Consider the following 26,638-nt stretch of genomic DNA (forward strand, 5'->3'; position numbering starts at 1 on the left):
TTCTCACCAGGTGACGGGCATGGTCAGCGGCCCGCGGAAGAACGTCGCGGTCTTCCATTCGATCTTGCCGGCCTGCCGGAGCCCGGGCAGGCGGGTCAGCAAGGCGTGCAAGGCTTCCTGCAGTTCGATCCGGCCGAGTGGCGCGCCGACGCAGTGGTGGATCCCGTAGCCGAAGGCCAGATGTCCTTGGGCGTTCCGGTCCAGGTCGAGTTCTTCCGGTCCGGCGAAGCGCGCGGCGTCCCGATTGGCCGCGCCGATCGACACGAGCACCGGTTCTCCCTGGCGGACCACCGTTCCCCCCACTTCGACGTCCTCGGACGGGTAGTGCGCGAACATCGCGCTCGACGCCAGCGGGACGAACCTGAGCAGCTCCTCCACCGCGTTCGGGATCAGCTCCGGATCGGCGCGCAGCCGCGCGAGCTGCTCCGGGTTCCGAAACAGGACATGGAGGAAGTTCGGGATCTGCGACGCCGTCGCCTCGTATCCGGCGACGAGCAACGCGACACAGAGCAGGATGAGGTCCTTTTCGGACAGTTCGTCGTCGGCGTCGCACGCCTCGACCAGCGCCGAGATCAGATCCTCGGCCGGTTCTTCCCGGCGCCGCACGATGAGCCGCGTGAAGTAGCCCGCCAGCTCATCGAGATTGCGTCGCGCCTCCGCCGGCGGGAGATCGGTGGCGAGCAGGGCGTCGTTCCACAACCGGAACCGTTCGTGCTCGCACGCCGGTACCCCGAGCAGTTCGCAGATCACCGCGATCGGGATGGGCAGGGAGAAGTCCCTGACCAGATCCGCGGGCGCGCCGACGTCCACCATCAGGTCGATCAGTTCGTGCGCCAGCCGCCGGACGTGCGGCCGCAACCGTTCGACGCGCTGCGGGGTGAACGTCTTCACCGCCAGCCCGCGAATCCTCGTCAGCTCCGGCGGGTCCATGGTCACGATCCCGCCGGGAACACGGGACAACGCGCGCGGCGCGTCACGCCGATGCGCCTCCGCCCGGCTGAAGCGACGGTCGGCGAGGACCTGCTTGGCCTCCTCGTACCGGGTCACCAGCCAAGCGGGTTCGCCGAGTGGCGGTTTCACCCTGGTCAGTCCCGGCCGTTCGCGGGCGTCGGCGTAACCGTCCGCGAGTTCGAGGCCGATGAAGGAGTTGAAGGGATAGTCGTACGCCGTCATGAGCGGATCTCCTGCCCGAGCGCGCCGCGATCGACCTTGCCGAGGCCGGTGCGGGGGAAGGACTCCACGACACGGACCTTGTCGGGGATCTTGAACGCGGCCACGCCGAGTCCGGTCAGATGTGCGACAAGGTCGCGCCTGGTGGGCGGTGTGCCCTTGGGGATGACGAAGGCGCACGTGCGTTCGCCCATCACGTCGTCGGGGACGCCGACGATCGCGACGTCGTGCACACCGGGGTGGGTCAGCAGCAGGTTCTCGACCTCCTCGACCGGGACCTTGTCGCCGCCGCGGTTGATCACGTCCTTCACGCGCCCCTCGACGACGAGTTCGCCGCCGGGCAGCCGCCGGACGAGGTCGCCGGACCGGTAGAAACCGTCCTCGGTGAACGACTTCTCGTTGTGCTCGGCGGCCCGGTAGTAGCCGCGGATCGTGTACGGGCCGCGGACCAGCAGCTCCCCGGCCTCGCCGTCGGCGACCGGGTTCCCGTCGCGATCGACCACGCGGACCTCGTCGTCCGGGCTGAGCGGACGACCCTGGGTGCCGGTGATCAGCTCTTCGGGATCGTCGAGACCGGTGTAGTTGAGCAGGCCCTCGGCCATCCCGTACACCTGCTGGAGCACACAACCCAGGCCAGTGCGGACCCGGCGCGCGGCCTCGTCCTTGAGCCGCGCCCCGCCCGCCTGCACCAGCCGCAGACTGCTCAGCTCCGCGTGGCTTTCCTCCACCGTGTCCAGCCAGACCAGCACCAGTGGCGGTACGAGCGCGGTAGCGGTGATCTTCTCGCGCTCGATCAACCCGAACGACGTCTCGGGATCGGCCGTCGCGGTCAGTACCACCGTGCCGCCCGACCAGAGTGTGCCGAGGACGCCGGGGCAGGCGAAGGCGAAGTTGTGTGCGGCGGGCAACGCGGCCAAATACCGGGTCTCGCCATCGAATCCGGCCGCTTCGGCACTGGCGCGCAGGTTGTAGTGGTAGTCGTCGTGGGTGCGCGGGATCAGCTTGGGCAGCCCGGTGGTTCCACCCGACAGCAGGAGGACCGCGACATCCCCGGGTTCCGGTTCCGGAGTGTCCACAGTGGCCTCCAGAGCCAGCTCCTGAAACGCCGTGAACTCCTGCGGCTCTCCGACGATGAACACGTGCTCGACGCCGGTCAGCTTCCGCGCGAGCGGGCGATGGTCGAAGCCGCCGTGGACGTCCGGCGCGACATAGGCGACCGCTTCGGAGAGGTCCGCCAGATGCGTGATCTCGTTCTCCCGGTGTGGGGGAAGGGCCAGCACGGGAACGGCGCCGACGCGGAACAGGCCGAAGACCAGCGCCACGAATTCGGCGAAGTTCGGCAGGTGGACCAGGACCCGGTCACCCCGGCCGATTCCCCTGGTGTGGAGCCCGCTCGCCACTTGCCCCGCCCACGCGGCCAATTGTCGATAAGTCCACTTGCGATCACCGTCGACGAGTGCGACGCGGTCCGGCCACTTCGCGGCGCCGTCGGTGAGGATCGAGCCGAGCAGACGGCCTTGCCAGTACCCCTTCGCTCGGTAGCGGTCGGCGAATTCGGCGGGCCAGCCGGTGAAACCTTCCATGGTGGGTTCCTTTCAGGCGGGGAGTCGTGGCTTGCGCGCGGCGAATACGCGGTGACCCAGCACTTCGAGCGGATGTCCGGCAGCGGGCAGACCCTCCGCGCGGACGAGCCCGGCGCGGTCGAGCACGGCGTTCCATTGCGCCAGGGTGAGGAAGCTGGCGCGGTTCTCCGCGCGGTCGTCGGCGGCGTCGGTCATCAGGAACGCTTGCGACGTCAGGACCCAGAACTCTTCGACGGTCGGTTCGGTGAGCAGCAGCCAGCCACCCGGCACGAGGAGTTCGGTAAGCCGGGCGACGGAGGCGTCGGTGTCCTGGGCGGCGTTGAGCACACCGCCGCCGATGACGACGTCGAACGACTCCGGCGAGAAGCCCTGCTCCGCGATCGGCGCGTCGATGTCAAACCGTCCGAAGTGGACACGCGGGTCACCGCCCAGCCGCTCTTTCGCCTGGTCCAGGAAGTAGGCCGAGACGTCGGTGTACACGTACTCGACGTCGTCCAGCGCCGGGAGCACGTGGTCGGTGGTGGCACCGGTGCCCGCGCCGACCTCGAGGATCCGCACCCGCCGTCCGGCGGCGATCCCGGCGGCCAGCGCGCTGACCGCGTGGTGCTGGTAGCGGCCGGTCACGTTCTCGCGGTAAAGCGCCGCGGCGAGATCTGTCCGGCCCTCGGGGAACAGGAGGTTGACCGCCTGTTCACGCCCGGCAAGCAGCTCGGGCAGCTTCCGCGCGTTGGCCATGGCGTAGTCGACGGTGCCCGCCGAGCCGACGGTGTCCAGCCACGCCCGACGAGCCCGCTGCCAGGCGCTTTCCAGCGCCTCATCCGAGTATTCGGCCGGATCCGGCACCGGCTGGTGGTCCTCGGTCAGCAGGCCCTCGGCCTTCAGGACGTCGAGCCAGCGTTTGAGCAGTCGTCGATGACCGGTGGTGCCGGCCAGGATCTCGTCTTCCGGCCGCCCCAGGACCGGGCGGAGCACGTTGAGCATCGACAGCAGCGCCGTCCGGCCGAAATCCTGGACGGCGTCGACGGCCGCGGGAAGATCGATATGCGCCAACGCCCGATCGGCGGCGGCACCGGCCGCGGCGACGTCGACCCGCACTTCTGGTGCCGTATGCCGGACGACCTCGACGCCGAACGTCTCCCGCACGGCATCGGCTTCCGTGTCGGTGAGCCAGCCGGTGCTCTCGATCCGGCGTAGTCGCGGCAGGTCCGCGAGCAGCGCGGCTGGATGATCCGGCAGCTCCCGAAGCGTGGACGCGGGCAGTACGGCGTGCTCGGCACCCGTGCGTTCGAGGTGCGCGAGTACCTTCGCGGGACTCCAGTCGGGCGGGATCTCGTCGGTGGCCACAGCGACGAACAGGCGTTGCCCGGCTACGGCGAGCGGGGAATCCGGTTCCGGCAAGACCGTTTCCAAGGTGAACCCGGCCGCCGCGAGTTCGGCCCGCCAGCCGGATTCGTCGAGGAACGGCGCACCACCACGGCGATCGGCCGTCCCCGGCCTGAGCTTTCCCCCCGGGGCGGACAGCAGGAACGCCATGGACGTCAGGAGCGCGTGATTTTCGTGGCTCGACTCGGTGAACACCAGCTTGCCGCCGGGTTCGAGCACCCCGCGGATCCGGCGCAGGGTCCGGCCGAGGTGCGCCGCGTTGTGCAACGCGTTCCCCGCGAACACCGCGGTCGCCGCCGTGACGCCCTGCGCGCCGAAGTCCTGGTCCATGTCGAGTACCGCCGTGGTGAACCCGGCGCGGCCGCGGTACCGCTCGGCCGCGGCGACGGTGAACACGCGGGACACGTCGGTGAACAGGTACTTCCCCTTCACGACCGGAAGAAGCGCCGCGGTGGCGAAGCCTTCCCCGCCGCCGAGTTCGAGAACGTCGCGGCTGCCGCTGAGCACGTCCGCGGCGACCCCGTTGAGATACCGGGTGAACACGTTGTCCTGGTAGGCCGCCAGTGCGGCGACGTCGAACAGGCCGGGCAGCGTCACCCGGTCGGCCACCAGATCCGGCAGCCTGTCCAGCGTCACCCGGTGCAGCGCGGCCATCGCGGGCGGGAAACCCAGCGCGGCATAGGCCTCTTCGAATTCGGGGCCGGGCTCGACGGCTTCGGTCGACGTGGCTTCGGCCGCCAGTGCCGCACGCCAGCGTTCGGCCAGCCATTCGTGCCGGGGAGCCGGAACGCACACGGGCAGCGCCGCGGCCATCGCCCGCAGGCTGCTCTCCTCGAGCACCCGCAAGGCCTTGGGGATGTCTTCGCCGTTCACAGCGCGCCCTCTTCTTCCAGCACGAGACGGCTCAGCGGGAGGTCGAAGACGCGGCTGCCCGCGACGCCCAGCCCTGCCAGACCGTCCACAAGGGACTTCGGATTCAAGACCTCACCCGCGAAATAGGAGCCGGGTGGCACTTCGCCGCGTTCGAGTGCGGACACGGCCAGCGCGACGACGGCACCGGTCACCGCGCCGTTCCCCTTCGCCTGGAGTACGGCGGTGCGGCCGTCGGCTTCGGCGATCAGCACCACACGCGGCTCACGTCCGGCAAGGTCGAGACGGCTCGCCCGGCACAAGGCCGCCACCGCTTCCTCACGGCCGAGGCCGTGGACCCGGTCGAAGGCCCGGCCGACGTGCTCGCCGGACAGCACCGTGTACCAGTCGCCATGGGTGACCCGGAGCGCTCGCGCGAGCCGTTCGGACTCGGGCGCGAGGTAGGGCAACAGGGCCACCGGCTCCGGGAAGAACGGCAGCGTGACCCCGGTTTCCCGGGTCAGCGCCTTCGACCGCCGTTCCCCACGCCAGGCCGCCAAGGCCTCGCCGTGACCGGCGGCGGCCGCGTGCAGGTAGTCCTCGGCGGCCGACCGGCTGAACAGGTCGGACACGCCGAGCCAGACCTTGAGGGTGTGGACTTCGGCGTCACGGGCCAGCCAGCGGGGTAGCACCGCGGTGAGCCCCGGCTGGAGGCCGGCGGACAACAACGCCGTACGTCCATCGTGGACTCGCACTGGGTTGTCCCCGGACGCGCCGACGTAGTGCGCACCTGCCCGGCGGGCCGCCTCGGCGACGCTGTCACCGATGGCGTGCGCCGGCCCGGCGCAGTTGACCAGCACCTCGCATCCGGAGGCGAAGCGGTCCAGCGACACCGGGTCCCGGAAGTCCGCCGCGGCGGATCCACCAGAGCGCACCGGGCCGATCCCGAGCCGCTCCAGGAAGCCGGCCGCGTGCCGGCCGACGTCGCCGGTCGCGCCCAGTACCCCGATCACGCGCCGCCCACCAGACGCCAGCCCTGCGCGTCCCGGCGTTCCCGCCAGAAGCTCGTGTACCGGCCGTTCGCCGCCAGGAGTTCTTCGTGTGTCCCGGCTTCGGCGATCCTCCCGCCGTCGAGCACGACGATCTGGTCGGCCGCCATCACCGTGGGCAGCTTGTGCGCGATGACCAGCGACGTCGACCGGTCCTTCAACGAACGCAGCGCGTTCTGGACGAACCGCTCGTTCTCCGGGTCGAGCGCCGCGGTCGCCTCGTCGAGCAGCACGATCGGCGCGTTCTTGAGCAGGGCCCTGGCGATCGAGACCCGCTGACGTTCACCACCGGACAGCGAAGTACCGCCTTCACCGACCTTGCTCTGCCAGCCACGGGGCAGTCGTTCGACGATCTCGTCGACCCCGGCGAGTGTCGCCGCTTCGCGCACGTCCTCGTCGGAGGCGTCCGGCCTGCCGAGCCGGATGTTCGCCTCCAGGGTGTCGTCGAAAAGGTAGACGTCCTGCATCACCACGGACAGCTGCGCCATCAGATCCACAGTGGACAGGTCACGGACGTCCGCGCCGCCGACCGAGACCACGCCTTCGTCGACGTCGAAGAACCGCATGACCAGCCGCGTGATGGTGGTCTTGCCCGAACCGGAGGCGCCGACGATCGCGGTCATCGTGCCCGGCGGGATGCGCAACGAGACGTCACGCAAGACCGGCTCACCCGGCCGGTAGCCGAAGGTCACCCCCCGCAGCGCGACCTCGCCGGGTACGGCGCCCGGCCGGGATTCCGCCGGTTCCGCCAACGGTTTCTCGTCGAAGATCGCGGCAAGACGGCGCAGATCGTTGGCGGCCATGCGCAGCATCCCGCTCTGCCCGGCGAGTTCGCCGAGCGGACCGGTGAAGCGGGCCGCCAGCGCGAGCAACGCCACCAGCACCACCGGATCGATGGATCCGGTCGCGGCGAGCGACACCCCGACCGCGATCAGTGCGGCGAACGCCAGTTGCGCGGCGAGGCCGCTCGCGAGCAGCCGGGGCGCGGTCCTGGCGAGCATGCCGCCCCACTCCTTGCGCTGCGTTTCGATGGCGTCGTCGAGCGGGGCGTAGCCGTTGGCCGTCCGGCCGAAGGCACGCAACGCCTGTTGCGTTCGGGCGAACTCCACGACCCGGCTGCTGGCCACGCTGCTCGCCGCGTCGGTCCGCTCCTCGGACCGGCCGACCGAGGACGCCGCCCAGCGGTGGACGACGTACAACACCGGCGCGCACAGGATCGTGGCCACGGCGAGTCGCCAGTCGAAGAAGAACATCGCGACCGCGACGGTCGCCGGAGTCACGATCCCGGTGGCGACCGGCGTCAGCAGATGCGCGGTGACACTGGTGACCATCAGCGTGCCGCCGGTGGCACTGCGGGAAAGCCTGCCGACCTTCTCCGAGGAGAACCAGCCGAGCGGCAGGCTCGCGACGTGATCGCCGAGCCTGGTGTGCAGGCTGGTCAGCGTGACCAGCGACAGGGCGAACCCCTTCATCGCCTGCTGGTAGTGCGCGACACAGGCGAAGACGACGATCACCGCTGTCACCAGCAGCCTGCTCCACGCGTCGGCGGGGGTACCGCCCAGCAGCGCCTGGAGCACCGGCACGAGCGAGGCCATCGCGAGCCCTTGCAGCACGGCATACCCGGCCAGCCACGCGAAGTAGACGCGCAGCGAGCGGCGATGCTCCGGCCCCATGATCGCCTGCAGGTCCCTGATCATCGGACGCCCTCCTCGGCACCGGCGTGCGCGTGCCACATCCGGGCGTAGCGCCCGTCGGCGGTCAGTAGTTCTTCGTGGGTGCCGGATTCGGCGATCTTCCCGCCGTCGAGCACGGCGATCCGGTCGGCTCCGGCGATGGTGGCCAGCCGGTGCGCGATCACCAGCACCGTGCGGCCGCGGGCGAGGGTGGACAACGCCTGCTGGATCCGCGCCTCGGATTCCGCGTCGGCGTAGGCGGTCGCCTCGTCGAGCACGAGCACCGGGGTGTCGGCGAGCAAGGCCCGCGCGATCGAGATCCGCTGTGCCTCACCGCCGGAGAACACCGCGTCCTCCCCGACCACCGAGTCGTAACCCCGGGGCAGCGCGAGGATCCTGTCGTGGATCCGGGCCGCTTCGGCGGCGGCTTCGACTTCGGCGTCCGTCGCTTGTGGACGGCCGAGCCGCACGTTGTCGGCGACGCTGCCATGCAGCAGCTGGACGTCCTGCAGGACGAACCCGACCTTGCGGTACAGCACTTCCGGCGCGATCTTCCGGACGTCGACCCCGCCCAGCCGCACCGCTCCGCCGGTGACGTCGTAGAACCGGGGAACCAGTTTCGCGAGCGTCGACTTCCCCGCGCCCGAGCTGCCGACCAGCGCGGTCACCGTGCCGGGGTGGCAGATCAGGCTGACGTCCGCCAGCACTGTCTCGCCTTCGTTGTAGCCGAACGAAACGTGGTCGAACTCGACCAGATGTCCCTCCGGCTCCTCGGGTTTCTCCTCGACCGGCAACACCGGGGTGTCCAGCAGGGTAGTGATCCGTTCCGCGGCCGCCTCCGCCTTGCGCTGGGCGGTGAACCCGCTGTTGAGCGTGAGCAAAGTGGACGGGATGATCATCGCCACCAGCACCTCGGCGAGGACGTCGACCGGGCTCACCCAACCCTCGGAGACGAACCAGGTCCCGCCCGCCAGGCTCACCAACGCGATCACCGGCGCCGAAAGCGCCAGCGACGTCAGCGCTTCGAGTTTGAGGATCGGGCGGACCCAGCCGGCGTAACGCTCGCCGTAGTCGACGACGGCCCGCCGGTAGCCGCGATGTGCGCGCCCCGCCTGGCCGAACGCCTTGACCACGGTGATGCCGTGCACGAACTCGACGATCGCCGCGCTCACCTTCGCGAAACCCGAGTCGAGCTGCCGCATCTTGTCGGCGAACCCGCGCATCATCGAGGCGTAGGCGAACAGGTAGACGGGCAGCGTGACGATCGCGAGCAGCGCGAGCCGCCAGTCCAGCCAGCACAGGTAGGCGACCCCGCCGAGCGGCAGCACGATCGCGCCGGTCATCTCGACGTCGTGGTGCGCCACGAGATGGTGCAGCTCCTCGACGTCGTCCTGCGCGGCCTTGCGCACCTGCCCGGAGGTGACGTCGGTGTACCAGCCGAGCGGGACCGCGCCGAGCCGGTCCACCATGCGACGCCGCAGGAGTGCCTGCAGCCGCGCGTCGGCGACGTGGGTCAGCCCCAGCGCGAGCATGTTCAGCAGCGCTCCGGTGATCAGCGCCGCCACGATGACGACCGCGACCGTGGTGAGCCGCCCGGTGTCGGCCGGGGCCTCTTCCAGGAGGATCCGCCCGAATTCGGCAAGCCCGGCGAACGGGACGAGCGTGGTCAGCGAACCGACGGCACCGACGATCACCCCGAGCCGGGTCAACCCGGCGACGGGCTTCCGCAGTTCCTTCAGTGGGCTCACGCGGTCACTCCCGAGGTGATGGCGGCACCGAGATGCGCGACGACGACGTCGACGTTCGGCGGTTCGATGACGCTGAAGTGGTTGCCTGGCACGTCGAGCACGGTGAACTCGCCGAGACAGGTCTTCTCCCAGAACGGCGCCGCGAGATGTCCGACCCCGGCGGTGACGCCGAACGACTGCTGTTCGGTCGCCCGCAGGAAGGTCATGTCGCCGACGTACGGCTCGGGGTCGTACCTGGCCGCGCGCATGCTGTGGCGGCAGACGCGGAACAGCGCGGGAACCAGTTCGGGGTCGACCGGGATCCCGGCCTGTTTCGACGCCGCTTCGGCGTATTGCGCCAGCCGGGTCTCCTGGTCCAGCTCGTGCCGCCGCCGGACGGCCGCCGCGACCGCTTCCAGGCCGGGGTCGCCGGTGAGCGCGCCCATCGCCCCGGCGGGGACGTTCCGGTCGTGGTCGGTCATGAGCTTCTCGATCGCCCGGTAGACGTCCGCACTGTCCACATCGGACCCGAAGACGGCGGTGACCGGATCGAGGTCGAGGTTCGGGACGAAGATCGCCTCGAACGCCAGTTCTTCCCCGGTTTCCAGGAACATCGGGATGCTGTCGACGAGGGTCAGGTCGTCGACGGGCACGCCGCGTTCCAGCAGCCTGCGGGCGACCTCGGTGGCCAGCAGGCCGCCGAGGCAGTAGCCGATCAGCTGGAACCGTGTGTGCCCCGCCGCGAGAAGGCGGTCGGCGTAGTCGTCGGCGACCCGGCCGATCAGCTGTTTCGGGTCGATCTCGCAGTAGGCCTCCTGATCGGCGACGGCCACGCCGATCACCGGCCCGAGTTCCTGCGCCGCCAAGGCCTTCCCGAGCGACTGGAAGTAGTCGAGTGTGCCGAGCGCCGCGTGGAACAGCACCCGCGCCGGCCCCTCTTCCCCGCCACCGAAGGAGATCAGGAGCGCGTTACCCGACCTGTCGGAATCTTCCACAGGTGTGGACAACGGCTGTGTACGCAGGGCTCTGGCCAGCGCGGACACCGTCGGCTCGTTGAGCATCTGGCGCAGCAGCGTGTCGTAGGTGAACGGCCCCGCCTCCGGGATCTCCTCGCGCAGCCGCCCGGCGACCCTGGCGAGCACGAGTGAATCGGCACCTCGGTCGTAGAAGTTGTCGTCGCGGCCGATCCGCGGCAGGCCGAGCGCCGTCGCCCACAACGCGGTGAGCCTGCCCTCGAGTTCGTCCGGCGGCCCGTCCTCGGCGGCGAGGTCGTCGTCGGCCAGGATCGGCCTCCATCCGGCGAGTGTCCTGCGATCCACCTTGCCGTTGCCGGTGAGCGGCAGTTCGTCGATCACCTGGACGTGCGCGGGCACCATATGCGCGGGGAGGCGTTCGGCGAGGAACGCGGTGAGGTCGTCGGCGGTGACGTGCCGCCGGTCGGTCTTGACGCGGGTCGCGAACAACCGCATCCCCTGCGCGGCTTGCGGATGACCGTCGGCGGGGAGGACGACGTCGGCGTCGACCAGCCCCAGCCAGTCCTCAGTGGACAGGAGCGGGGTCGCACCCGTGCGGTGATCGCCCCCGGCGGGTTCCATCATGAACCCCTGGGTCAGCAGGATATGCGGGTGTTCCGCCGTCGGTTCGGTGAACACGAGCCAGCCGCCCGGCGCGAGGAGTTCGGTCGCCGCGGCGATCGCGGAGGCCGGGTCGCGGGTGCTGTTCAGGACTCCCGCGCAGAGGACGACGTCGAACGAGTTCGGCGCGTAGCCCTGCGCCCGGAATTCCTGGTCGAGGTCGAAAAGACCGAACCGGGCACGGGGGAACTCCTCGCGGGCCGGGGTGAGGAAGAACGGGGTGAGGTCGGTGAAGAGGTAATCGACGTCGAAGCCTTCGAGCATCGGCAGAACCGCCGACGTCGTCGCGCCGGTACCCGCGCCCGCTTCCAGGATCCGCAGCGGCCGGTCGCTCGCCGCCGCGAGCCGGTTCAGCAGCGCGGCGGCGCCGTGGTTGAGGTAGCGGGTGATCGTGTCGTCGCGGTAGATCGCCCGTGCGGTGTCCAGCCTTCCCTCGGGGAACAGCAGCTCGAACGGGTTCTGGTCGCCGTCCAGCAGGGCGTGGACATGCTCGACGTGGAGTTCGTGGTAGCGCACGAACTCCGGCGTCGCCAACCCCTGTTCGACCTGGCGCCAGGCTTCGGCGACCAGCTCGGAACCGGCGTCGGCGACCCGGGTGTAGCGACCGTCGAAGGCGAGTTTCCCCGCGTCGGCGAGGAGAGTGAGCCAGCGGCGGACCAGCCAGTGGTGCTGTTCGTGGATCCTCGCCGTTTCCAGTACGCCGTCGGCGTCTTGCGGGTTCTCGAACGCGCCGCGTTCGGTCAGCGCGCCGAGCATGGACAGCAGCGCGGCCTCGTGCAGCTTCGCGACGTGCTCGGTGATGTGATCTTCACCGATTCCGACCACCTGACGGTCGGCGAACTTGCGCACCGTTTCGGCCAGCCGGGGCGGGATCTCATCCATTTCGGACCGTCGGGCCGGTTCGGCGAAACCGAGCAGCGCGCGTTCACCGTGCCGCTCGCCGGTGAGCACGACGGCGGCGGCGCCGACGTCCTCGTGGGAAAGCAGCGCGGCCTCGACCTCGCCGAGTTCGATCCGATGTCCACGCAGCTTGACCTGATCGTCTTCGCGGCCCAGGAATTCGATCTCGCCACCGGGCAGGTACCGGCCGAGGTCGCCGGTGCGATAGAGGCGAATCCCCTCGTGCGTGAAGAACCTCGAAGCGGTCAGTTCTTCGTCCCCGAAGTAGCCGAGCGCGAGACCGGCCCCGGTGATGTACAGGTCACCAGCGGTCCACACGGGACAGTCCTGATAGGACTTGCCGAGAATGCGGAAGCCCTGATTGGCCAGCGGCCTTCCGTACGGAATGCTCGCCCACCGCGGATCGACCCGATCGATGGGGTGGAAGATGGACCAGATCGCCGCTTCGGTCGCGCCGCCAAGGCTGACCAGTTCGGCGTTCGCCAGCTTCGCCAGCTGCGCGGGCAGCGTGACCGGGATCCAGTCACCGGACGACAGCGCCAGGCGCAGGCTCGGGATCGCCAGCGGCTCGGATTCGAGATAGCCGGCCAGCATCTGCAGCTGGGCGGGCACCGAATTCCACACCGTGACGCCGTGGTCCGCGACCAGCCGCGCCCAATGCGACGGGTCACCGGGTCGTCCCGCCTCCGGCAGGACGAGGCTCGCGCCGACCGACAGCGTGCCGAAGATGTCATACACCGAGAGGTCGAACCCGAGGTGCGCGAGTCCGAGCACGCGGTCCTCGCCGGTGATCCCGAAGCGGCGGTTGATGTCCTCGATGGTGTTCAGCGCCGCGCGGTGCGTGATCATCACGCCCTTCGGCTCGCCGGTCGAACCGGAGGTGTAGATCACGTACGCCAGCGTGTCCGGATCACCCGGGGGCGCGACGGGGATCTCGTCGGCGGGCACGAGTGTGTCGACGTCGATGACCTCGACGCCCTCCGGACGGGCGACCCACGATTGACCGAGCACCACGCGGACACCGGCTGACGCAAGGACCTTTTCCCGGCGCAGCGCGGGTTGTGTGGTGTCCACCGGCAGGTAGGCACCGCCCGCCAGCAGGATGCCGAGTACGGCGGCGAGCTGCTCCGGTCCCTTGTCCATCACCACGGCGACACGGTCCAGTTCCTTGCCGCGCAACGCCGCCGCGACCGCACCCGCCTGGCGGGCGAGTTCTCCGTAGGTCAGGGTCCCGGCCGGGCCGGTGATCGCGGTCGCCCCGGGCTCGCGGGCGGCCCGGGCGAAGAACTCCGCGTGCAGCAACGCCTCGGGCAGCGGTGCCGCGGTGTCGTTCACCACCGCGCGCTCGGCGACCTGCCATTGCGGCAGCGGGACCGGACCAGTGCCTTCCCAGCCGTCGCCGGTCGCGGCGAGGTCGCGCAGGAGGGTTTCGAACGCGGCGAACATGTCGGCGACCAGACCGTCCGGGAAGATCCCCTGCCGGACGTCCCAGCTGATCGCGATCCCGCCGGCGTCGTCGGTCACCTGGCAGTCGAGGAACACCTGCGGCGTCTGGGTGATGCCGTATCCGGCGGGCCGGTCACTCGAACCGAGCCCGATGCCGCTGGTGAACACGACCGGCATCAGCGCGGCCTCGCGACCGCGGCGGCGGGCGATCTCCCGCACCACCTCGACCCCGGAGAACAGCCGGTGGTCCAGATCGGTGAACAGCTGCTCGGCGAGTCCGCGGGCGCGTTCGTGAAAAGCCTGCCCCGCCATGTTTTCCACCGCGAGCAGGGTCACCGAGGTGAAGTCGCCGACGAGCATCCCGACCTGCGGATGCGACGGCCGCCGGTTGAGCAGGGTCAGGTTGAGGCCGAACCGAGGACGGCGTGACCAGCGGCGGAGCACGTCGGTGTAGGCGGCGAGGACGACGTTCGACGGCGTGAGACCGTACTGCTTCGCCCGTTCGCACAATGTCGTCCAGGTCAAGGCGTCGAGCCGGGTGTGGTGCCGGTCGAACCGGACCGGACCGGCGCTCTCTCCCGGTTTCCTCGGGAGGTCGGGCGAGGCGGGCAGATCGTCGACGCGGGCCTGCCAGTAGTCGCGGTCGCGGCGGTACCGGTCGGTGTCACGCAAGGCCCGCTCCGCCAGCAAATGGTCGCGGAAGGTGACTTCGAGCGGCGGCAGCTCCGCGTGCGGGTCGGCGAGGAGCGTGTCGAGTTCGCCGAGCAGGATCCCGGCGCTCGCCCAGTCCGCGATCAGCGAATCCATGGAGATGTGCAGCGTGCCGGGGGTGACGTGCAGATCGAAAAGCGGCCAGCGAGTGGTCTCGTAGACGCGGTGGCCCAGTTCCGCGCGGACCGCGAGCGGATCCTCCGAGTACTCGACGCGGAACCGCGGGACCTCGGGCAGGACGTGCTGGTAGCCGTCGGGTTCGACGACCGCCCGGAGCATGTCGTGCCGGGCGATGAGGACGTTCCACGCGTCCTCGACCCGCTGGTGATCCAGTGCGGGGTAAGCGACTTCGAGGTAGCCGTGGCACGCGACCCCGCCGTAACCGAAGGAATCCTGCCTGCCGAGGAGGTACGCGGTCTGGACGTCGGTGAGCGGGAACGGCTCGTGGCGGGCTTCCGCGTCGTGGGTGATGGCCTTCTCGTCGGTTTGGAGAAGGGCGAGGATCGTGGCCTTGTTCGCTTTGAGGGCCGCCTTGTGCGCGTCGCTCAGGACACCGCGCGGGGCGCGGAACTTCAGCTGCCCGGCCTCGGCCCACAACCGGACGCCCAATGCGCGCAGCTCGTCGATGATCTGCTCGGTCATACCAGCGAAGCTCCTTGTTCGGTTCGGGACGGGTCGGTCAGCAGGCGGGTGATCACGCGGTCCGGATCAGCTCCTTCGGGCACCAGTCCGGCGGTCGGGGCGGTGAGCACGGAACGGCCCGCGTGCAACACCAGCAAACGGTCCGAAGTGGACACCGCGACACCGGCGTCGTGCGTGATCAGGACGACCGCGAGGCCGAGCCGGGCGCGGAGTTCGTTCAGCAAGGTGAGGACTTCCGCTTGGGTCTCGGCGTCGAGCGCGGAGGTGACCTCGTCGCAGATGAGGACTTCCGGTTCCGCGGCCAACGCTCTGGCCAGCGCGACACGCTGCCGTTGCCCACCGGAGAGTTCACCGGGCAACCTTTTGTCCATCGTGGAGTCGAGGCCGACCGCTTCGAGCAGTTCGGCGACCTTGGCGTCCTGCTCCTCGCGGGACTTGACTCCGCGCAGCAGCCGCATCGGGCGGACGAGGGCGGTGCGGACGTCCTGGCGCGGGTGCAGCGCCTCGGCCGGGTTTTGGGCCACGAGGGCGATCGCGGCCCTTTCCTTGGTCGTGCGGTCGCGGACGTCGGGCTTGAGGGGGTCTTCGTGGAGAGTGACGGTTCCGGTGCCGGGGCGGTGAAGTCCGGCGAGGCAGCGGGCGAGGGTGCTTTTTCCCGCTCCGGAGACGCCGAGGACGGCCAGGCACTCGCCTCGGGCGACGGTGAGGTCGACGCCGGTGAGGACGGGGGTTCCGCGGTATCCTGCGGTGAGCTTGTCGGCCCTGAGTGCTTTCTCGGCGCTGGCCCCCTCCCCGCGTGAGATGAAGGACGCTTTCATTGCGAAATTTGCTATGAAGGGGCCTTTCATTGCACTCTCCGGACCCGAAACCCGACCCTCGTCGAGCACCAGGACCCGGTCCACCAGTTCCCGCACCGTCGCCAGGTCGTGCGTGATCCACAGCAGCGAGACACCCTCCGCCCGCAGCCGTCCGATCTCGGCGAGCACCTCCGCCTTGGCCAACAGGTCCAGCGCCGTCGTCGGTTCGTCCAGCACCAGCAGCCGGGGCGAACGCGCCAGCGCGACGGCCAGCGCGACCCGTTGCTGCTGCCCGCCGGAAAGCTGGTGCGGGTAGCGGCGCGCGAGGCTCGCGGGCAGCGCGACCCGGTCCAGCAGGGTGTCGGCGAATGCGCGCGGCACCCGGCGCCCGGCGGCGGTCCGCAGGATCGACGCGACCCGCGCGTACGGGTTCAGCAGCGAACCCGGGTCTTGCCCCAGGTAGCCGACCGGGCCGGTGACCTCGACCGTTCCGGCGGTCCGCCGGACACCGGGCCGCTGGTGCCCGAGCACCGCCAGCGCCAACGACGTCTTGCCCGCGCCCGATGGTCCGGCCAGCGCGACGGCCTCGCCCTCGGCGATCGTCAGGTCGACACCGGCGAGGATCTCGGTGTCCCCCGCGGACAACCGGAGACCGGAGATGTGTACCAGGCTCATGTCAGTCGCTCCGCGGTCCGGTTGGCGGCCACGGCCAGGATCGCGATCCCGGCGACCGGGACGAGCAGCGCCCACGGTTGCAGCGCGGCGCCCGGCAGGGCCTCCACGATGAGCAATCCCCAATCCGAATCGGAGGTGCTGAGGCCGAGGAACCCCGCCGCCGCGACGAGGTAGACGGCGGTGACGAACCGGACGCCAAGGTCGGCGGCCAGCGGACCCGCCACCAGCGGCAGGATTTCGCGGCCCAGCAACCAGGTCCACCGCTCGCCCCTGGCGATCGCGGCTTCGACGTGTGCCCGGCCGCGGACCTGTTCGGCGGCCGCCCGCGCGACCCTGGCCGACAGCGGGATGCTCACCAGCGCGACCGCGAGGATCAGCCCGGCGCGGTTCGGCACGGCGGTCAGTACCAGCAGCGACAGCAGGATCGGCGGGACGGCGGCGAGCGTGTCGAGCGACCGCATGAGCACCGGCTCCACCCAGCGGCGGCGGGCCGGCGCGGTGGACAGGCCGATCGCGGCACCCAGACCCGCGCCCGCGAGCGCGGACACGAAGCTCGTCAGCAGGAGTGGCCTGCCGCCGTGGAGCACGCGGGACAGCACGTCACGGCCGAGGTGGTCGGTGCCGAAGAGCCCACCGGTGCCCGGCGGCGAGTAGGGCGGGGCGACCGGCGCGGTCGCGGAATGCGGGGTCAGCTCCGGTCCGAAAAGGACGATCCCGAGCAGCAGGATCCCCGCCGCGAGGAGAACACGACGGATCATCGCGCTCCTCCTGTCCGCAGGCGGGGCGTCAGCAGGACGACGGCGAGGTCGGCGAGCAGCAGCGCCAGCAGCATCAGCGCGCCCAGGACGAGGACGACGGCCTGCACCACCGGCAGGTCACCGGTCTGCACCGAGGACACGAGCAGTTCACCGATTCCCGGGTACCCGAACACCTTCTCCACCAGCACGGCCCCGCCGACGAGCGCGACGCCGGTGACGAGCCAGACCTGGACCGCGACCGGCAGTACCGCCGGGACGACGAGCCGCCGGGCCAGCACCGGCCAGCGCACCCCGTTGAGCCGCAGGAATTCCGCCTGCGGACCCGCAAGCGTTTGCGCCGCGGCACCGCGGATCACGCGGACCGCGTAGGCGGAGCCGACCAGCACCAGGCTCGCCACCGGGAGCACGAGCACTTCGGGGTACGCGAGCGGGCTCGCGCCGGCGGGCAGCAGGGACACCGCTGGGAACCACCGCAGCGTCACCGCGAACAGCAGCACCAGCCCACCCGCCACGACGAACTCCGGAACGGACACCATCAGCAGCGACCCCGTCGAGATCGTCTTGTCCGCGACCCGGCCGCGTCGCCAAGCCGCCCACAACCCGAGTCCCAGCGACAGCGGCGCCAGCAGCAGGACGGCCAGCCCGGCGAGCAACGCGGAGTTGCCGACGCGGTCCGAAAGCAGCTCTGTCACCGGCCTGCCGGTCGTCGACAGCCCGAGATTTCCGCTGAACAGGCCGGAAACCCACTCGGCGTACCGGGCCGGCAGCGGGCGGTCGAGGCCGAGCTGGGCGCGTAACGCCGCGGCTCGTTCCGGGGTCGCGGAAATCCCGAGCCTGCTCGTGACCGGGTCACCGGGCAGGAGATCCACCCCGGCGAACACCAGGATCGACAACGCCGCCAGCATGCCGAGCCGGGTCAGGAGTTCGCGCGCGAACCTGCTCACGCCATACCGGCCTTCCCCAGGTACGGGTACTTGGCCTGGTCCCGCACGGTGATCCCGGCGACGGATTCGCGCGCGAGGCTCAGCACATCCGCCTGTCCCCAGATGACCGTGTTGCCGCGGTCGTACATCACGTCCTGGACCTCGGCCCACGCCTTGGCGCGTGTGCCCTCGTCCGTACTGGCGATTCCCGTGCCGAACGCCGCCTTGAACCGCTCGTCGGGGAACGCGAGGCCGGGGAACCCGGCGAGCCTGCCGTACATCACCGCGAGCGGGACGGCGCCACTGGAGAACGAGACACCGTGCGCGGCGGCCACCGCCTCGGGCCGGAAGAACTCGGCCGGGCCGACGATCTGCGGCTTCACCACGAGCCCGATCGCCTTCAGTTGCTCGGCGAGCAGCTGGGTTGAGGCGTTGTAACCGATCTCGTACTCCGCCGTCCGGATGGTCACTTCCGCGCCCTCCGCCCCGGCCTCGCGGACAAGCGCGCGTGCCTTGTCGAGGTCGCGGGCGAGCGGTTCCTTGGCGGCGAAGTACTTGGCGCCCGCGCAGAGCAGGTCGTTGCCCACCGTCCCGTAGCCGAGCAGGATGGTGTCGACCAGCGCCTGCCGGTCGATCGCCAGCCGGACCGCCTTACGGACGCGGGGATCGTCGAACGGTTCGAGCGTGGGGTTGAGCACGAACCCGAACGCGGTGCGGTGGTCGTCCCCGGCCGTGCGGATCTCGAGATCGGCGCTCGCGACTCCGGCTTTGGCCGTGGTGAACGGAATGTCCCCGGCGAAGTCGGCCTGGCCGGTGACGACGGTGTTCACCTTGGCCTGCGGATCGGTGAGGCTCAGCAGCACCAGTTCGTCCGCCGGTGCGGCACCGCCCCAGTAGCCGTCGAACCTGGCGAGACGCGCTTCCCGGCCTGCCTCGAACGCCGTCACGCGATAGGCGCCGGTGCCGACGGCGGTGGCCGCGGTGAACGACGTCGCGCCGTCCTTGACGATCTTCGCCGGGAAGGCGGCGAGGAACAGCGCCGGGTCACCGAGTGCCTGCTTGGTGGGCACTTCCAGGGTCAGCGGATCCCGTACCCGTACCGCCGCCGAGTCCACAAAGGACGCCAACTGGCTCGGATAGGCCCGCTCCGGCGCGGACATGTACCGGAAGCTGTAGGCGACGTCCTGCGCGGTGAACGCCGACCCGTCGTGCCAGCGGACTCCCGCCCGCAGCCGCAGCACGAACGCACGGCCGTCCGCCGTGGGCTCGGCCGCCAACGCGAGCCCCGGCACGACCTCGGCCTTGTCCAAAGTGAACAGTGAGTCGAAGAGGATGTCGTGGCGGACGAAGTCGATCGGTGATCCGCCGGTATAGGGGTCGAGGCTCTCCCCCGCGCCACCACCGGTGAACACGGCCTTCAGCACTCCGCCACGCCGGGCGGCCGAGGTACCTGCCCCGGCGATGGGAGCACTCACCGGGCCGGAGGCGCCACAGGCGGCCAGCAGAAATCCGGCTCCGGCGACTCCGGCCGTCCGGAAAAGGTCGCGGCGGGTGAAGGGCATGGTCGTACTCCTGGTGTTCTGGGGGGGTGGATCAGTGGATTTCGGCGCCGTGCAGCAAAGCGGGATCGAGCGGACCGGACAGCCCTTCGAGTTCGACCGCGCGGACCCGCGTGACGACGCCTTCGGTGACGGCGAACGCCGGATCGCCGCCGGTGATCCGGTCGAAAGCCGGGCGGTCGGCCGCGGCGACGTCGATCACGACGGTGCGCAGGCTCTTCGCGCCGTTCGGATGCTCGACCTTCGGCGGATACTGCGGCGGGTCGTAGGGACTCACCAGGAACGGCAGCCGAGGTGCCCGGGGGTAGGCGAACTGGAACCTGGTCTGTTCGCCGTCCGGCTTCGTGCGGGTCCAGCGCACCGCCCGGCCCGTCTGGATCCCCTCCGCCCGCAACGTCTTCAGCGGACCGGCGAGATCCGGCTCGTCGATCAGCACGGCGACGTCGCAGAACCCTTCGTTCGCGAGTGCCCAGCGGGTCATCCGTACCCCCGAGCCGCGGCCGAAGGCGAACTCGATCGGCCACTTCAGCCGGTGCGCGCCCGGCGGTGTGGTCAGCAGTTCGATGATCGGCCCGTCTTCGAACCAGATGTGCGCGTGCTTGGCCTTTTCCTCCGCGCTGGCGTAGTCGACGACGAACCCCAGGTCACGGAAATCGCGAACGGCCTGGTGCAGGTCGTCGACCTTCAACAGCACATGACTGCAGCGGGCCATCAACACTCCTTTGTGGACAAATCAGCCAGGGCGATCTCGGCCGGGACACCGGGGTCGATCAACTCGGGCAACCCGATCGCCGCGGTGAGATCGCGCCAGGCGGTCGAGACACCGAGTGCCCATTGCCCGGCCGCGGCGCGGCGCGACGGTTCGTCGATGTCCCGGCACAACTCCCGCAGGCTTTCGGCGACCGCGTCCGGCCAGAGATCGGCGAAGACGTCGTGGTAGGTGCCGGGTTCCTCGTCGCCCAGCGGCACCGTGGTCGTGACGCCGAGACGTTCGGTCCCGGGCCCGGCCATCACCAGTCGTCCGGTCTCGTCGCGTCCGGCGTGCAACCTCGGATTCCACAGGACGGGTCCATGGGTGTCGGCGAGGGTGAGCACGCCGCCTTCGGCACCGAGCGAAATCCGGTGCAGCAGGAAGGAGTGGTTGTCCGCGTCTTCCGGGTCGACCTGGTTCTGCACGCGCAGGGTCACCGGGATTCCCCCGACGACGGCGTGCAGTGCCTGGAAGGGTTGCGGCGCGGCGAGATCGGCGAACGGGAACGGCTGGACCGCGCCGAAGGCCCATGGCCGCAGCCCGCCCGCGATGCGGCCGAGCACGTCGAGCAGCGGGTAGGCGACCTGGCTGTTGCAGGCGGCGTCGATGAAGGCGATCTCCTGCCGCTCGCGCAGCGCCCGCGCCGCGGCCAGGAACCGCCGCACCGGACGCAGCCGTGGGTACAGGGTGTTGACCGAGTACGCGACGTCACCGGCACGGGCGGCGCGCAGACAGTCGGCGATCTCCCCGGCGTGCACCGGATGTTCCTGCAACACCGGGATTCCCCGGCGCAGAAAGGTCTGCGCCAGCTCGGAGCCGTCGCCGCCCAGCGCTCCGGAGCGGACGACGACGCAGACGATGTCGACGTCCGGCACCTCGTCCGCCGAGGTGTACAGCGGCACCCCGTACCGGCGCGCGCATTCGGCGGAGTAAGCGCTCCCGCTCGCGAGAATGCCCTCCAGCTCGAAGGATTCCGGATCCGCTCGGACGGCGTCGAGATAGATCCGCCCGAACGCGGTACCCGCCACCACGACCTTGCGGCGGGTCACGCGAGTGCCGCCGTGGCGAGCGCTGGCACCAGGAACCGGGAGACACTGCGCAGTTTCTCGAGGGTTTCTTCGAGTTCCCTGTCCGGAGTGGACTGTGCGACGATGCCCGCACCCGCCCGCAACCAGGTGCGACCCTCGTACCGGAAGACGCTGCGCAGTACCAGAGCCGCGTCGAGCGAACCGTCGGCGTCGGCGGTCAGGACAGCGCCGCTGTAGAGCCCGCGCGGTCCGGATTCGAGACGGCCGATGACTTCGCACGCCGCCGCCTTCGGGATCCCGGAGGCGGTGACCGCCGGGAACAACGCGGTCAGCGCGTCCCAGGCCGTCTTGCCCGAAGCCAGCTCACCCACCACGTCCGAGCCGAGATGCTGAACACTGCCGCGTTCGCGGACCGACATGAATTCGCTGACCCGCACCGAATCCGGATCGCACACCTCGGCCAGTTCGGCCGAGGCCAACCGCACCGAGATGGCGTGCTCGAAGACTTCCTTGGAATCGCGGTACAGCTCCGCACGACGGGCGACGTCGAGCGCGTCGCCGTCGAGCGCCCTGGTCCCGGCCAGCGGCTGGGTCCTCGCCCGGCCGTCCGCGGTCACGTGCGCGACGATCTCCGGACTGAAGCCCGCCGCCTCCCACCCGCCGAGCCGCAGCAGGTAAGACCGCGCGGGATCGTTGCCACGTCGTCCCGCGGAATACGTGGCCGCGAGGTCGAGTTCGCCGTCGACCGGGACCACCCGGGACAGGATCACCTTGTCGAGTTTTCCCGCGCGGATGTCGCCCACCGCGGCGGCGACCATGGCGCGATACGCGGCCGCGTCATGGTCGAGATCGACCACGACCCGATCGTCCTCCGCCGGTTCGGGAACGGTGGCGACGGCCAGCCGCTCCGCGAGTTCGTCCACTTCGGACTCGGTGGCCGCCCGGAGCAACGCGCTCTTGCCGTCGAGCCGGATTTCCTTGCGCGGGATCATGAGGCAGGCCAACGGCCCTGCGGCCGAAGCGGTGTCGTGCAGGGCGTGCGCGAGTTCGAAACCCGCCCAGCCATAGGCCCGCCAGTCCGCGATCCCGGCCGCGGCGAGCGCCTCGCCCACGACGTCGAGCGGCTTTCCGGCGAACTCGGTTTCGCGGTCATCGGCGATCAGCCGGGCCCCTCCGACGTGCAGTTCGACCCTCGCCCACGGGTCCTCGGCCCAGGAAACCGTCCCTCGGTTCTCATAGCCGACCTGGTCGCCGGACCGGTCACGCGCCAGCGCGGCGAGCGTGGTGGCGGCGTCGGCGGCGAGCGGGATCCGCCGCTCGGCATAGCGGTATCGCGACAACACGGGAACTCCTTGTCAGAGAACGAAGGTCAGGCGGCCGCGGGAGTGGTGCAGGCCTCGACCAGGAGGGCGAGCACGGCCTTCTCCTGCGGTATCAGGTAGAAGTGGCCGCCGGGCAGGACATGCGCGGAGAACCCGGCGACGGCGTGCTCGGCCCAGCGTCCGGCGCGGCGGACGTCGACCTCCGTGTCCTCGTCGCCGACGATCACGGTGAGCGGACAGGACGGCTCGCGTCCGGGGAGCCGCCGGTAGTTCTCGGCGAGCCGGAAGTCGGCGCGGATGGCGGGCAGGAACACCGAACGGGCGTCCTCGCTCGCCAGCAGTCCGGGTTCCGTTCCGCCGAGGCGAAGCAGTTCACCGACCAGCTCGTCATCGGGCAAAAGATGTTTCGTGCCACCGGGCTCGTCGGCGGGCGCACGGCGTCCGGAGACGACCAGCCGCGCGGGCGGCACGTCACGACGGGTGAGTTCCCTGGCCACCTCGTAGGCGACGATCGCGCCGAGACTGTGTCCGAAAAGGACAGTGGGCCGATCGGCCAATGGTTCGAGCGCGCCGGCGATCTCGGTGACCATCGCCGGCATCGACGTCAGCGGCGGTTCGGCGAACCTGTCCGCACGGCCCGGATACCGCACCGCGGCGACGTCGATCTCCGCCGGGAGCTTCGTGCTCCACGGCGCGAAGAACGCGGCGGAACCGCCGGCGTGCGGGAAGCACACCAACCGCGCTCCGGCCCGCGGCCGCGGTCTCCACCGGTGCAGCCAGACATCACCCGTTCTCGCGTCCACTCCCCCAGACATCGTGCTCCTCCCATACCCGCGGTGACCGCTTCCCCTCAACCCCATCCCACGTTAGAGTAACGATAACGGTTTTCATAGTCGAATGAGTGAGGTGCGTCAGTGATCTGCGACGCGATTAGTTAAGGGGGAGTCCGTGCGCAAGACCATGGCGCCACTGCTGCTTGCGGTGTTGGTGGTTTTTTCGGCACAGCAACTGATCACACCGATCCTGGCGCCGCTCTCGCGGCGGTTGGAGCTCACGGAAAGCCAGCTGGGGCTGGTCATCACCACGGCGGCGATCGCGCTGACCATCGCCAGCACGCTCTGGGGACGGGCGCTGGACCGCGTCGGCGTCCGGAAGGTGCTGCTCGCCGGGCTGGTGCTGGCCACCCTCGGGCTGACCGGTTTCGCCGTGGCTTCGGCACTCGGCCTCGCGGAGGTCCTGTCGTCGTCCTCGGTGCTCGCCGTGATGCTGGCGACCCGCAGCCTGTTGTTCGGCGCGGGGATCGCGGCGCTTCCGGTCGCGGCACTCGCCGCGGCCAGCGCGGCGACGTCCGACGAGGCCGATCGGACCAAGGCCGTCGGCCTCGTCGGCGCGGTACAAGGGATCTCGCTCGTCCTCGGACCGGCCTTGGGCGGCGCGCTCGCCGTCGTTTCGCTGACCCTGCCGCTCTATCTGGCCCCGGCGCTGACCGCGTTGCTCGCGATCTGGGTGTTCGCGACGGCCAGCCGTACGCCGCACGTGCGCCCCGCCGGGCCACGCGCGGCCGGGGTGAAGCCGTGGGAGGCCCGGCTCTGGCCGTTCTTCGCGATCGGTTTCCTGCTCTACCTGTCGCTGGGGCTGGTCCAGGTGATCACCGGCTTCCTCATCGCGGACCGGCTGCGTCTCGCGGCGGAGGAGACCGCGGGCTCGGTCGGTGTCGCGCTGTTCGCGGCGGGTCTGGTCCTCGTGGCCGTGCAGGGCGCCGTGGTCCCGAAGCTCGCCTGGCCTGCCGTCCGGCTGATGCGGGCCGGCGCGCCGATCGCCGTCGCCGGGTTCGTCCTGCTCGCGCTCGCCGGTCAGCTGTGGTCGATCACCGCCGCGTTCGCCGTCCTCTCGCTCGGCCTCGGCCTGGCGCTGCCCGGTTTCGCCGCCGCGCCGACGCTGATGGTCGGGCCGGAACAGCAGGGTTCGGTCGCCGGCCTGGTCAACGCCACGACCGGGGCGACGTTCATCGTGGGACCGCTGCTGGGCACCGCGCTCTACGAGACCGACCCGGCGGTGCCGATCTTCGCCGCCGCCGGTGCCGCGGCCGGTGCGTTGCTGCTGGCGGTGTTCTCACCGGCGGCGCGACGGTTGGCGACGCGGGCGACCGAGGTGGCGGAAGCGGCCCCGGCCGGCTGACCGTGGCTGAGGGAGAATGCTCCCGGAAAAGTCGCGGACCGATGTCCGGTCCGGTCCGGCGGCTCCGACGTCTCCGGCAGAAGGGCACCGAGGCGGTGTCCGCCGAGAGGAGCAAGCCATGAAGTACATGATCATGATGATGGGGTCGCAGAAGGACCTGAACAGCATCAGCGGCAGCTGGAGCGCCGACGACATCACGGCCCTGCACGAGTTCATGGGCAACTGGAACAACGACCTGGTCGAGTCCGGCGAGTTCGTCGACGCGCAGGGCCTCTCCCAGCCGGCGCACGCCCGCCGGATCTCCCTGCGCGACGGCGCGCCCGTGGTGACCGACGGACCGTATGCCGAGACGCAGGAGGTCCTCGTCGGCTACACGACCGTCGACTGCGCGAGCTACGACCGCGCGACCGAGATCGCGGCCAAGCTGGCGAAAACCCCGTATCCGGAAGGCACCGACCTCGGCCGCGACTGGTACGTCGACATCCGGCCGTGCGCCGACAGCTTCGAAGAACTGGAGCTCTAGTGCCGGACAGTGGCCTCGAGGGCCTGCTGCGTGAGCTGTCGCCGCAGGTCCTCGGCGCCCTCGTCCGCCGCTACGGGCACTTCGACCTGGCAGAGGACGCGACGCAGGAAGCGCTGCTCGCGGCCGCGGCGCAATGGCCGGGCGAAGGGCTGCCGGACAATCCGCGGGCATGGCTCATCACCGTCGCCTCGCGACGGCTGACGGATCTCCTCCGCGCCGAGCAGGCGCGGCGCCGTCGCGAAGACACCGTCGTCCAGTGGACGTTACCGGAAGAACATCTCGCCCCCGCCGCGGACCGACTGGCGGCCGACAGCGACGACACGCTCATCCTGCTGTTCCTGTGCTGCCACCCGTCGCTGTCCCCGGCGTCGCAGATCGCGCTGACCCTGCGGGCGGTCGGAGGCCTCACCACGGCGGAGATCGCGCGGGCGTTCCTGGTCCCGGAGTCGACGATGACCCGGCGGATCAGCCGTGCGAAGACCGGCATCAAGACCAGCGGTGTCCCGTTCGGCATGCCGCCGGAGGCCGACCGCGCGGCGCGGCTCGACGCGGTGCTCCACGTGCTGTACCTCATCTTCAATGAGGGCTATGCCAGCACATCGGGCCCGGACCTGGTGCGAAGCGAGCTTTCCGCCGAAGCCATCAGGCTGGCCAGGATCGTCCACCGGCTCTTGCCCGACGACAGCGAGGTCACCGGACTGCTCGCGCTGATGCTGCTCACCGACGCCCGCCGTCCGGCGAGGACGGCTCCGGACGGAACGCCGGTCCCGATGTCCGAACAGGACCGAAGCCGCTGGAACAGCGAGTACATCGCCGAGGGGGTCGCGCTGTTGTCAGAAGCGCTGCCGCACGGGCCGACCGGGCAGTTCCAGATCCAGGCGGCGATCGCCGCGCTGCACGACGAGGCACCGCGTGCCGAGGAGACTGATTGGCCGCAGATCGAGGCCCTGTACGAGCTTCTGCTGCGGCTGTCCGACAATCCCGTGGTGTCGTTGAACCACGCCGTCGCCGTCGGGATGGCCCGAGGTGCGCGAGAAGGGCTGGCCGCGCTGGAAAAGCTCGACGACCGGATCTCCGGCGACCACCGGTTCCACGCCGCGAGAGCGCATCTGCTGGAAATGGCCGGTGAGGGCGCCGAGGCCGTCGAGTCCTATGTGGAGGCCGCGCGACGGGCGACCGGCCTGCCGCACCAGCGGTACCTCCACGGCCGCGCCGCCCGACTGCGCGAGTCGTGAGTGGCGATTCGGCCGCCTGGCCGTGAAGCCTCCTTGAGGGTAGTGCGTGATCGGCACGAGCTTGATCAACGGAGGATTCGGGACGTTGAGTGTCCCGGATCTTCCGTTGATCAAGGTGTGAG

18 protein-coding genes are annotated in these 26,638 nt (G+C 70.3%); 3 read left to right on the top strand and 15 right to left on the bottom strand.

The window, feature by feature from the left end:
• Positions 1-3: 3 nt before the first annotated feature.
• The 15 genes from AVL48_RS20815 to AVL48_RS20885 are packed head-to-tail and all read right to left on the bottom strand — an operon-like array spanning position 4 to position 23,395.
• Positions 4-1,173: a cytochrome P450 gene (locus AVL48_RS20815; protein ID WP_061982325.1), complete on the bottom strand. Its 1,170-nt coding sequence runs from the start codon at positions 1,171-1,173 to the stop codon at positions 4-6.
• Positions 1,170-2,753, bottom strand: coding sequence for a (2,3-dihydroxybenzoyl)adenylate synthase (locus AVL48_RS20820; RefSeq protein ID WP_061982326.1), 1,584 nt, complete (start codon positions 2,751-2,753; stop codon positions 1,170-1,172). Before AVL48_RS20820 ends, AVL48_RS20815 begins: the two co-directional genes overlap by 4 nt.
• A gap of 12 nt (positions 2,754-2,765) precedes the next feature.
• On the bottom strand, positions 2,766-5,009 hold the full coding sequence (locus AVL48_RS20825) for a class I SAM-dependent methyltransferase (RefSeq protein WP_061982327.1): 2,244 nt from the start codon (positions 5,007-5,009) through the stop codon (positions 2,766-2,768).
• A complete protein-coding gene (locus AVL48_RS20830; RefSeq protein WP_063816526.1) occupies positions 5,006-5,998 on the bottom strand; it encodes a saccharopine dehydrogenase family protein in 993 nt (330 codons plus the stop codon). The genes AVL48_RS20825 and AVL48_RS20830 overlap by 4 nt, the downstream gene beginning before the upstream one ends.
• The gene (locus AVL48_RS20835) at positions 5,995-7,731 is read right to left on the bottom strand and encodes an ABC transporter ATP-binding protein (protein ID WP_061982328.1); all 1,737 of its coding nucleotides are present in this window, start codon (positions 7,729-7,731) and stop codon (positions 5,995-5,997) included. The genes AVL48_RS20830 and AVL48_RS20835 overlap by 4 nt, the downstream gene beginning before the upstream one ends.
• Positions 7,728-9,455: an ABC transporter ATP-binding protein gene (locus AVL48_RS20840; protein ID WP_061982329.1), complete on the bottom strand. Its 1,728-nt coding sequence runs from the start codon at positions 9,453-9,455 to the stop codon at positions 7,728-7,730. Before AVL48_RS20840 ends, AVL48_RS20835 begins: the two co-directional genes overlap by 4 nt.
• Entirely contained in the window at positions 9,452-14,767 is a 5,316-nt protein-coding gene (locus AVL48_RS20845) for a non-ribosomal peptide synthetase (protein WP_061982330.1), read from the bottom strand. Before AVL48_RS20845 ends, AVL48_RS20840 begins: the two co-directional genes overlap by 4 nt.
• Positions 14,764-16,239 (bottom strand): ABC transporter ATP-binding protein, encoded by a 1,476-nt coding sequence (locus AVL48_RS20850; RefSeq protein ID WP_061982331.1) that lies wholly within the window; start codon positions 16,237-16,239, stop codon positions 14,764-14,766. The genes AVL48_RS20845 and AVL48_RS20850 overlap by 4 nt, the downstream gene beginning before the upstream one ends.
• A complete protein-coding gene (locus AVL48_RS20855) occupies positions 16,236-16,997 on the bottom strand; it encodes an ABC transporter permease (RefSeq protein ID WP_061982332.1) in 762 nt (253 codons plus the stop codon). Before AVL48_RS20855 ends, AVL48_RS20850 begins: the two co-directional genes overlap by 4 nt.
• Positions 16,994-17,941 (bottom strand): ABC transporter permease, encoded by a 948-nt coding sequence (locus AVL48_RS20860; RefSeq protein ID WP_244162474.1) that lies wholly within the window; start codon positions 17,939-17,941, stop codon positions 16,994-16,996. Before AVL48_RS20860 ends, AVL48_RS20855 begins: the two co-directional genes overlap by 4 nt.
• Positions 17,938-19,482: an ABC transporter substrate-binding protein gene (locus AVL48_RS20865; RefSeq protein ID WP_061982333.1), complete on the bottom strand. Its 1,545-nt coding sequence runs from the start codon at positions 19,480-19,482 to the stop codon at positions 17,938-17,940. Before AVL48_RS20865 ends, AVL48_RS20860 begins: the two co-directional genes overlap by 4 nt.
• Positions 19,483-19,513: 31 nt before the next feature.
• Positions 19,514-20,191, bottom strand: coding sequence for a VOC family protein (locus tag AVL48_RS20870; RefSeq protein WP_061982334.1), 678 nt, complete (start codon positions 20,189-20,191; stop codon positions 19,514-19,516).
• Positions 20,191-21,279, bottom strand: coding sequence for a Gfo/Idh/MocA family oxidoreductase (locus tag AVL48_RS20875; RefSeq protein WP_061982335.1), 1,089 nt, complete (start codon positions 21,277-21,279; stop codon positions 20,191-20,193). Before AVL48_RS20875 ends, AVL48_RS20870 begins: the two co-directional genes overlap by 1 nt.
• Entirely contained in the window at positions 21,276-22,601 is a 1,326-nt protein-coding gene (locus tag AVL48_RS20880) for a salicylate synthase (protein ID WP_074038196.1), read from the bottom strand. Before AVL48_RS20880 ends, AVL48_RS20875 begins: the two co-directional genes overlap by 4 nt.
• Before the next feature lie 26 nt (positions 22,602-22,627).
• Entirely contained in the window at positions 22,628-23,395 is a 768-nt protein-coding gene (locus AVL48_RS20885; RefSeq protein WP_061982336.1) for a thioesterase II family protein, read from the bottom strand.
• 133 nt (positions 23,396-23,528) lie between these two features.
• On the opposite strand from AVL48_RS20885, the gene AVL48_RS20890 reads away from it, so the two are divergent.
• The 3 genes from AVL48_RS20890 to AVL48_RS20900 all read left to right on the top strand — a co-directional run bounded on the left by AVL48_RS20890 (position 23,529) and on the right by AVL48_RS20900 (position 26,516).
• A complete protein-coding gene (locus tag AVL48_RS20890) occupies positions 23,529-24,758 on the top strand; it encodes an MFS transporter (protein WP_061982337.1) in 1,230 nt (409 codons plus the stop codon).
• 118 nt (positions 24,759-24,876) lie between these two features.
• Positions 24,877-25,281 (top strand): YciI family protein, encoded by a 405-nt coding sequence (locus AVL48_RS20895; RefSeq protein ID WP_061982338.1) that lies wholly within the window; start codon positions 24,877-24,879, stop codon positions 25,279-25,281.
• On the top strand, positions 25,281-26,516 hold the full coding sequence (locus AVL48_RS20900) for an RNA polymerase sigma factor (RefSeq protein WP_061982339.1): 1,236 nt from the start codon (positions 25,281-25,283) through the stop codon (positions 26,514-26,516). The genes AVL48_RS20895 and AVL48_RS20900 overlap by 1 nt, the downstream gene beginning before the upstream one ends.
• Positions 26,517-26,638 lie beyond the last annotated feature (122 nt).

The organism is Amycolatopsis regifaucium (genome assembly GCF_001613935.1).
GTDB classification, from domain to species: domain Bacteria; phylum Actinomycetota; class Actinomycetes; order Mycobacteriales; family Pseudonocardiaceae; genus Amycolatopsis; species Amycolatopsis regifaucium.

Coding starts and splice junctions, on each gene's coding strand:
- AVL48_RS20815 (WP_061982325.1), bottom strand. CDS start 1,173: ATGACGGCGTACGACTATCCCTTCAACTCCTTCATCGGCCTCGAACTC.
- AVL48_RS20820 (WP_061982326.1), bottom strand. CDS start 2,753: ATGGAAGGTTTCACCGGCTGGCCCGCCGAATTCGCCGACCGCTACCGA.
- AVL48_RS20835 (WP_061982328.1), bottom strand. CDS start 7,731: ATGATCAGGGACCTGCAGGCGATCATGGGGCCGGAGCATCGCCGCTCG.
- AVL48_RS20845 (WP_061982330.1), bottom strand. CDS start 14,767: ATGACCGAGCAGATCATCGACGAGCTGCGCGCATTGGGCGTCCGGTTG.
- AVL48_RS20850 (WP_061982331.1), bottom strand. CDS start 16,239: ATGAGCCTGGTACACATCTCCGGTCTCCGGTTGTCCGCGGGGGACACC.
- AVL48_RS20855 (WP_061982332.1), bottom strand. CDS start 16,997: ATGATCCGTCGTGTTCTCCTCGCGGCGGGGATCCTGCTGCTCGGGATC.
- AVL48_RS20865 (WP_061982333.1), bottom strand. CDS start 19,482: ATGCCCTTCACCCGCCGCGACCTTTTCCGGACGGCCGGAGTCGCCGGA.
- AVL48_RS20870 (WP_061982334.1), bottom strand. CDS start 20,191: ATGGCCCGCTGCAGTCATGTGCTGTTGAAGGTCGACGACCTGCACCAG.
- AVL48_RS20885 (WP_061982336.1), bottom strand. CDS start 23,395: ATGTCTGGGGGAGTGGACGCGAGAACGGGTGATGTCTGGCTGCACCGG.
- AVL48_RS20895 (WP_061982338.1), top strand. CDS start 24,877: ATGAAGTACATGATCATGATGATGGGGTCGCAGAAGGACCTGAACAGC.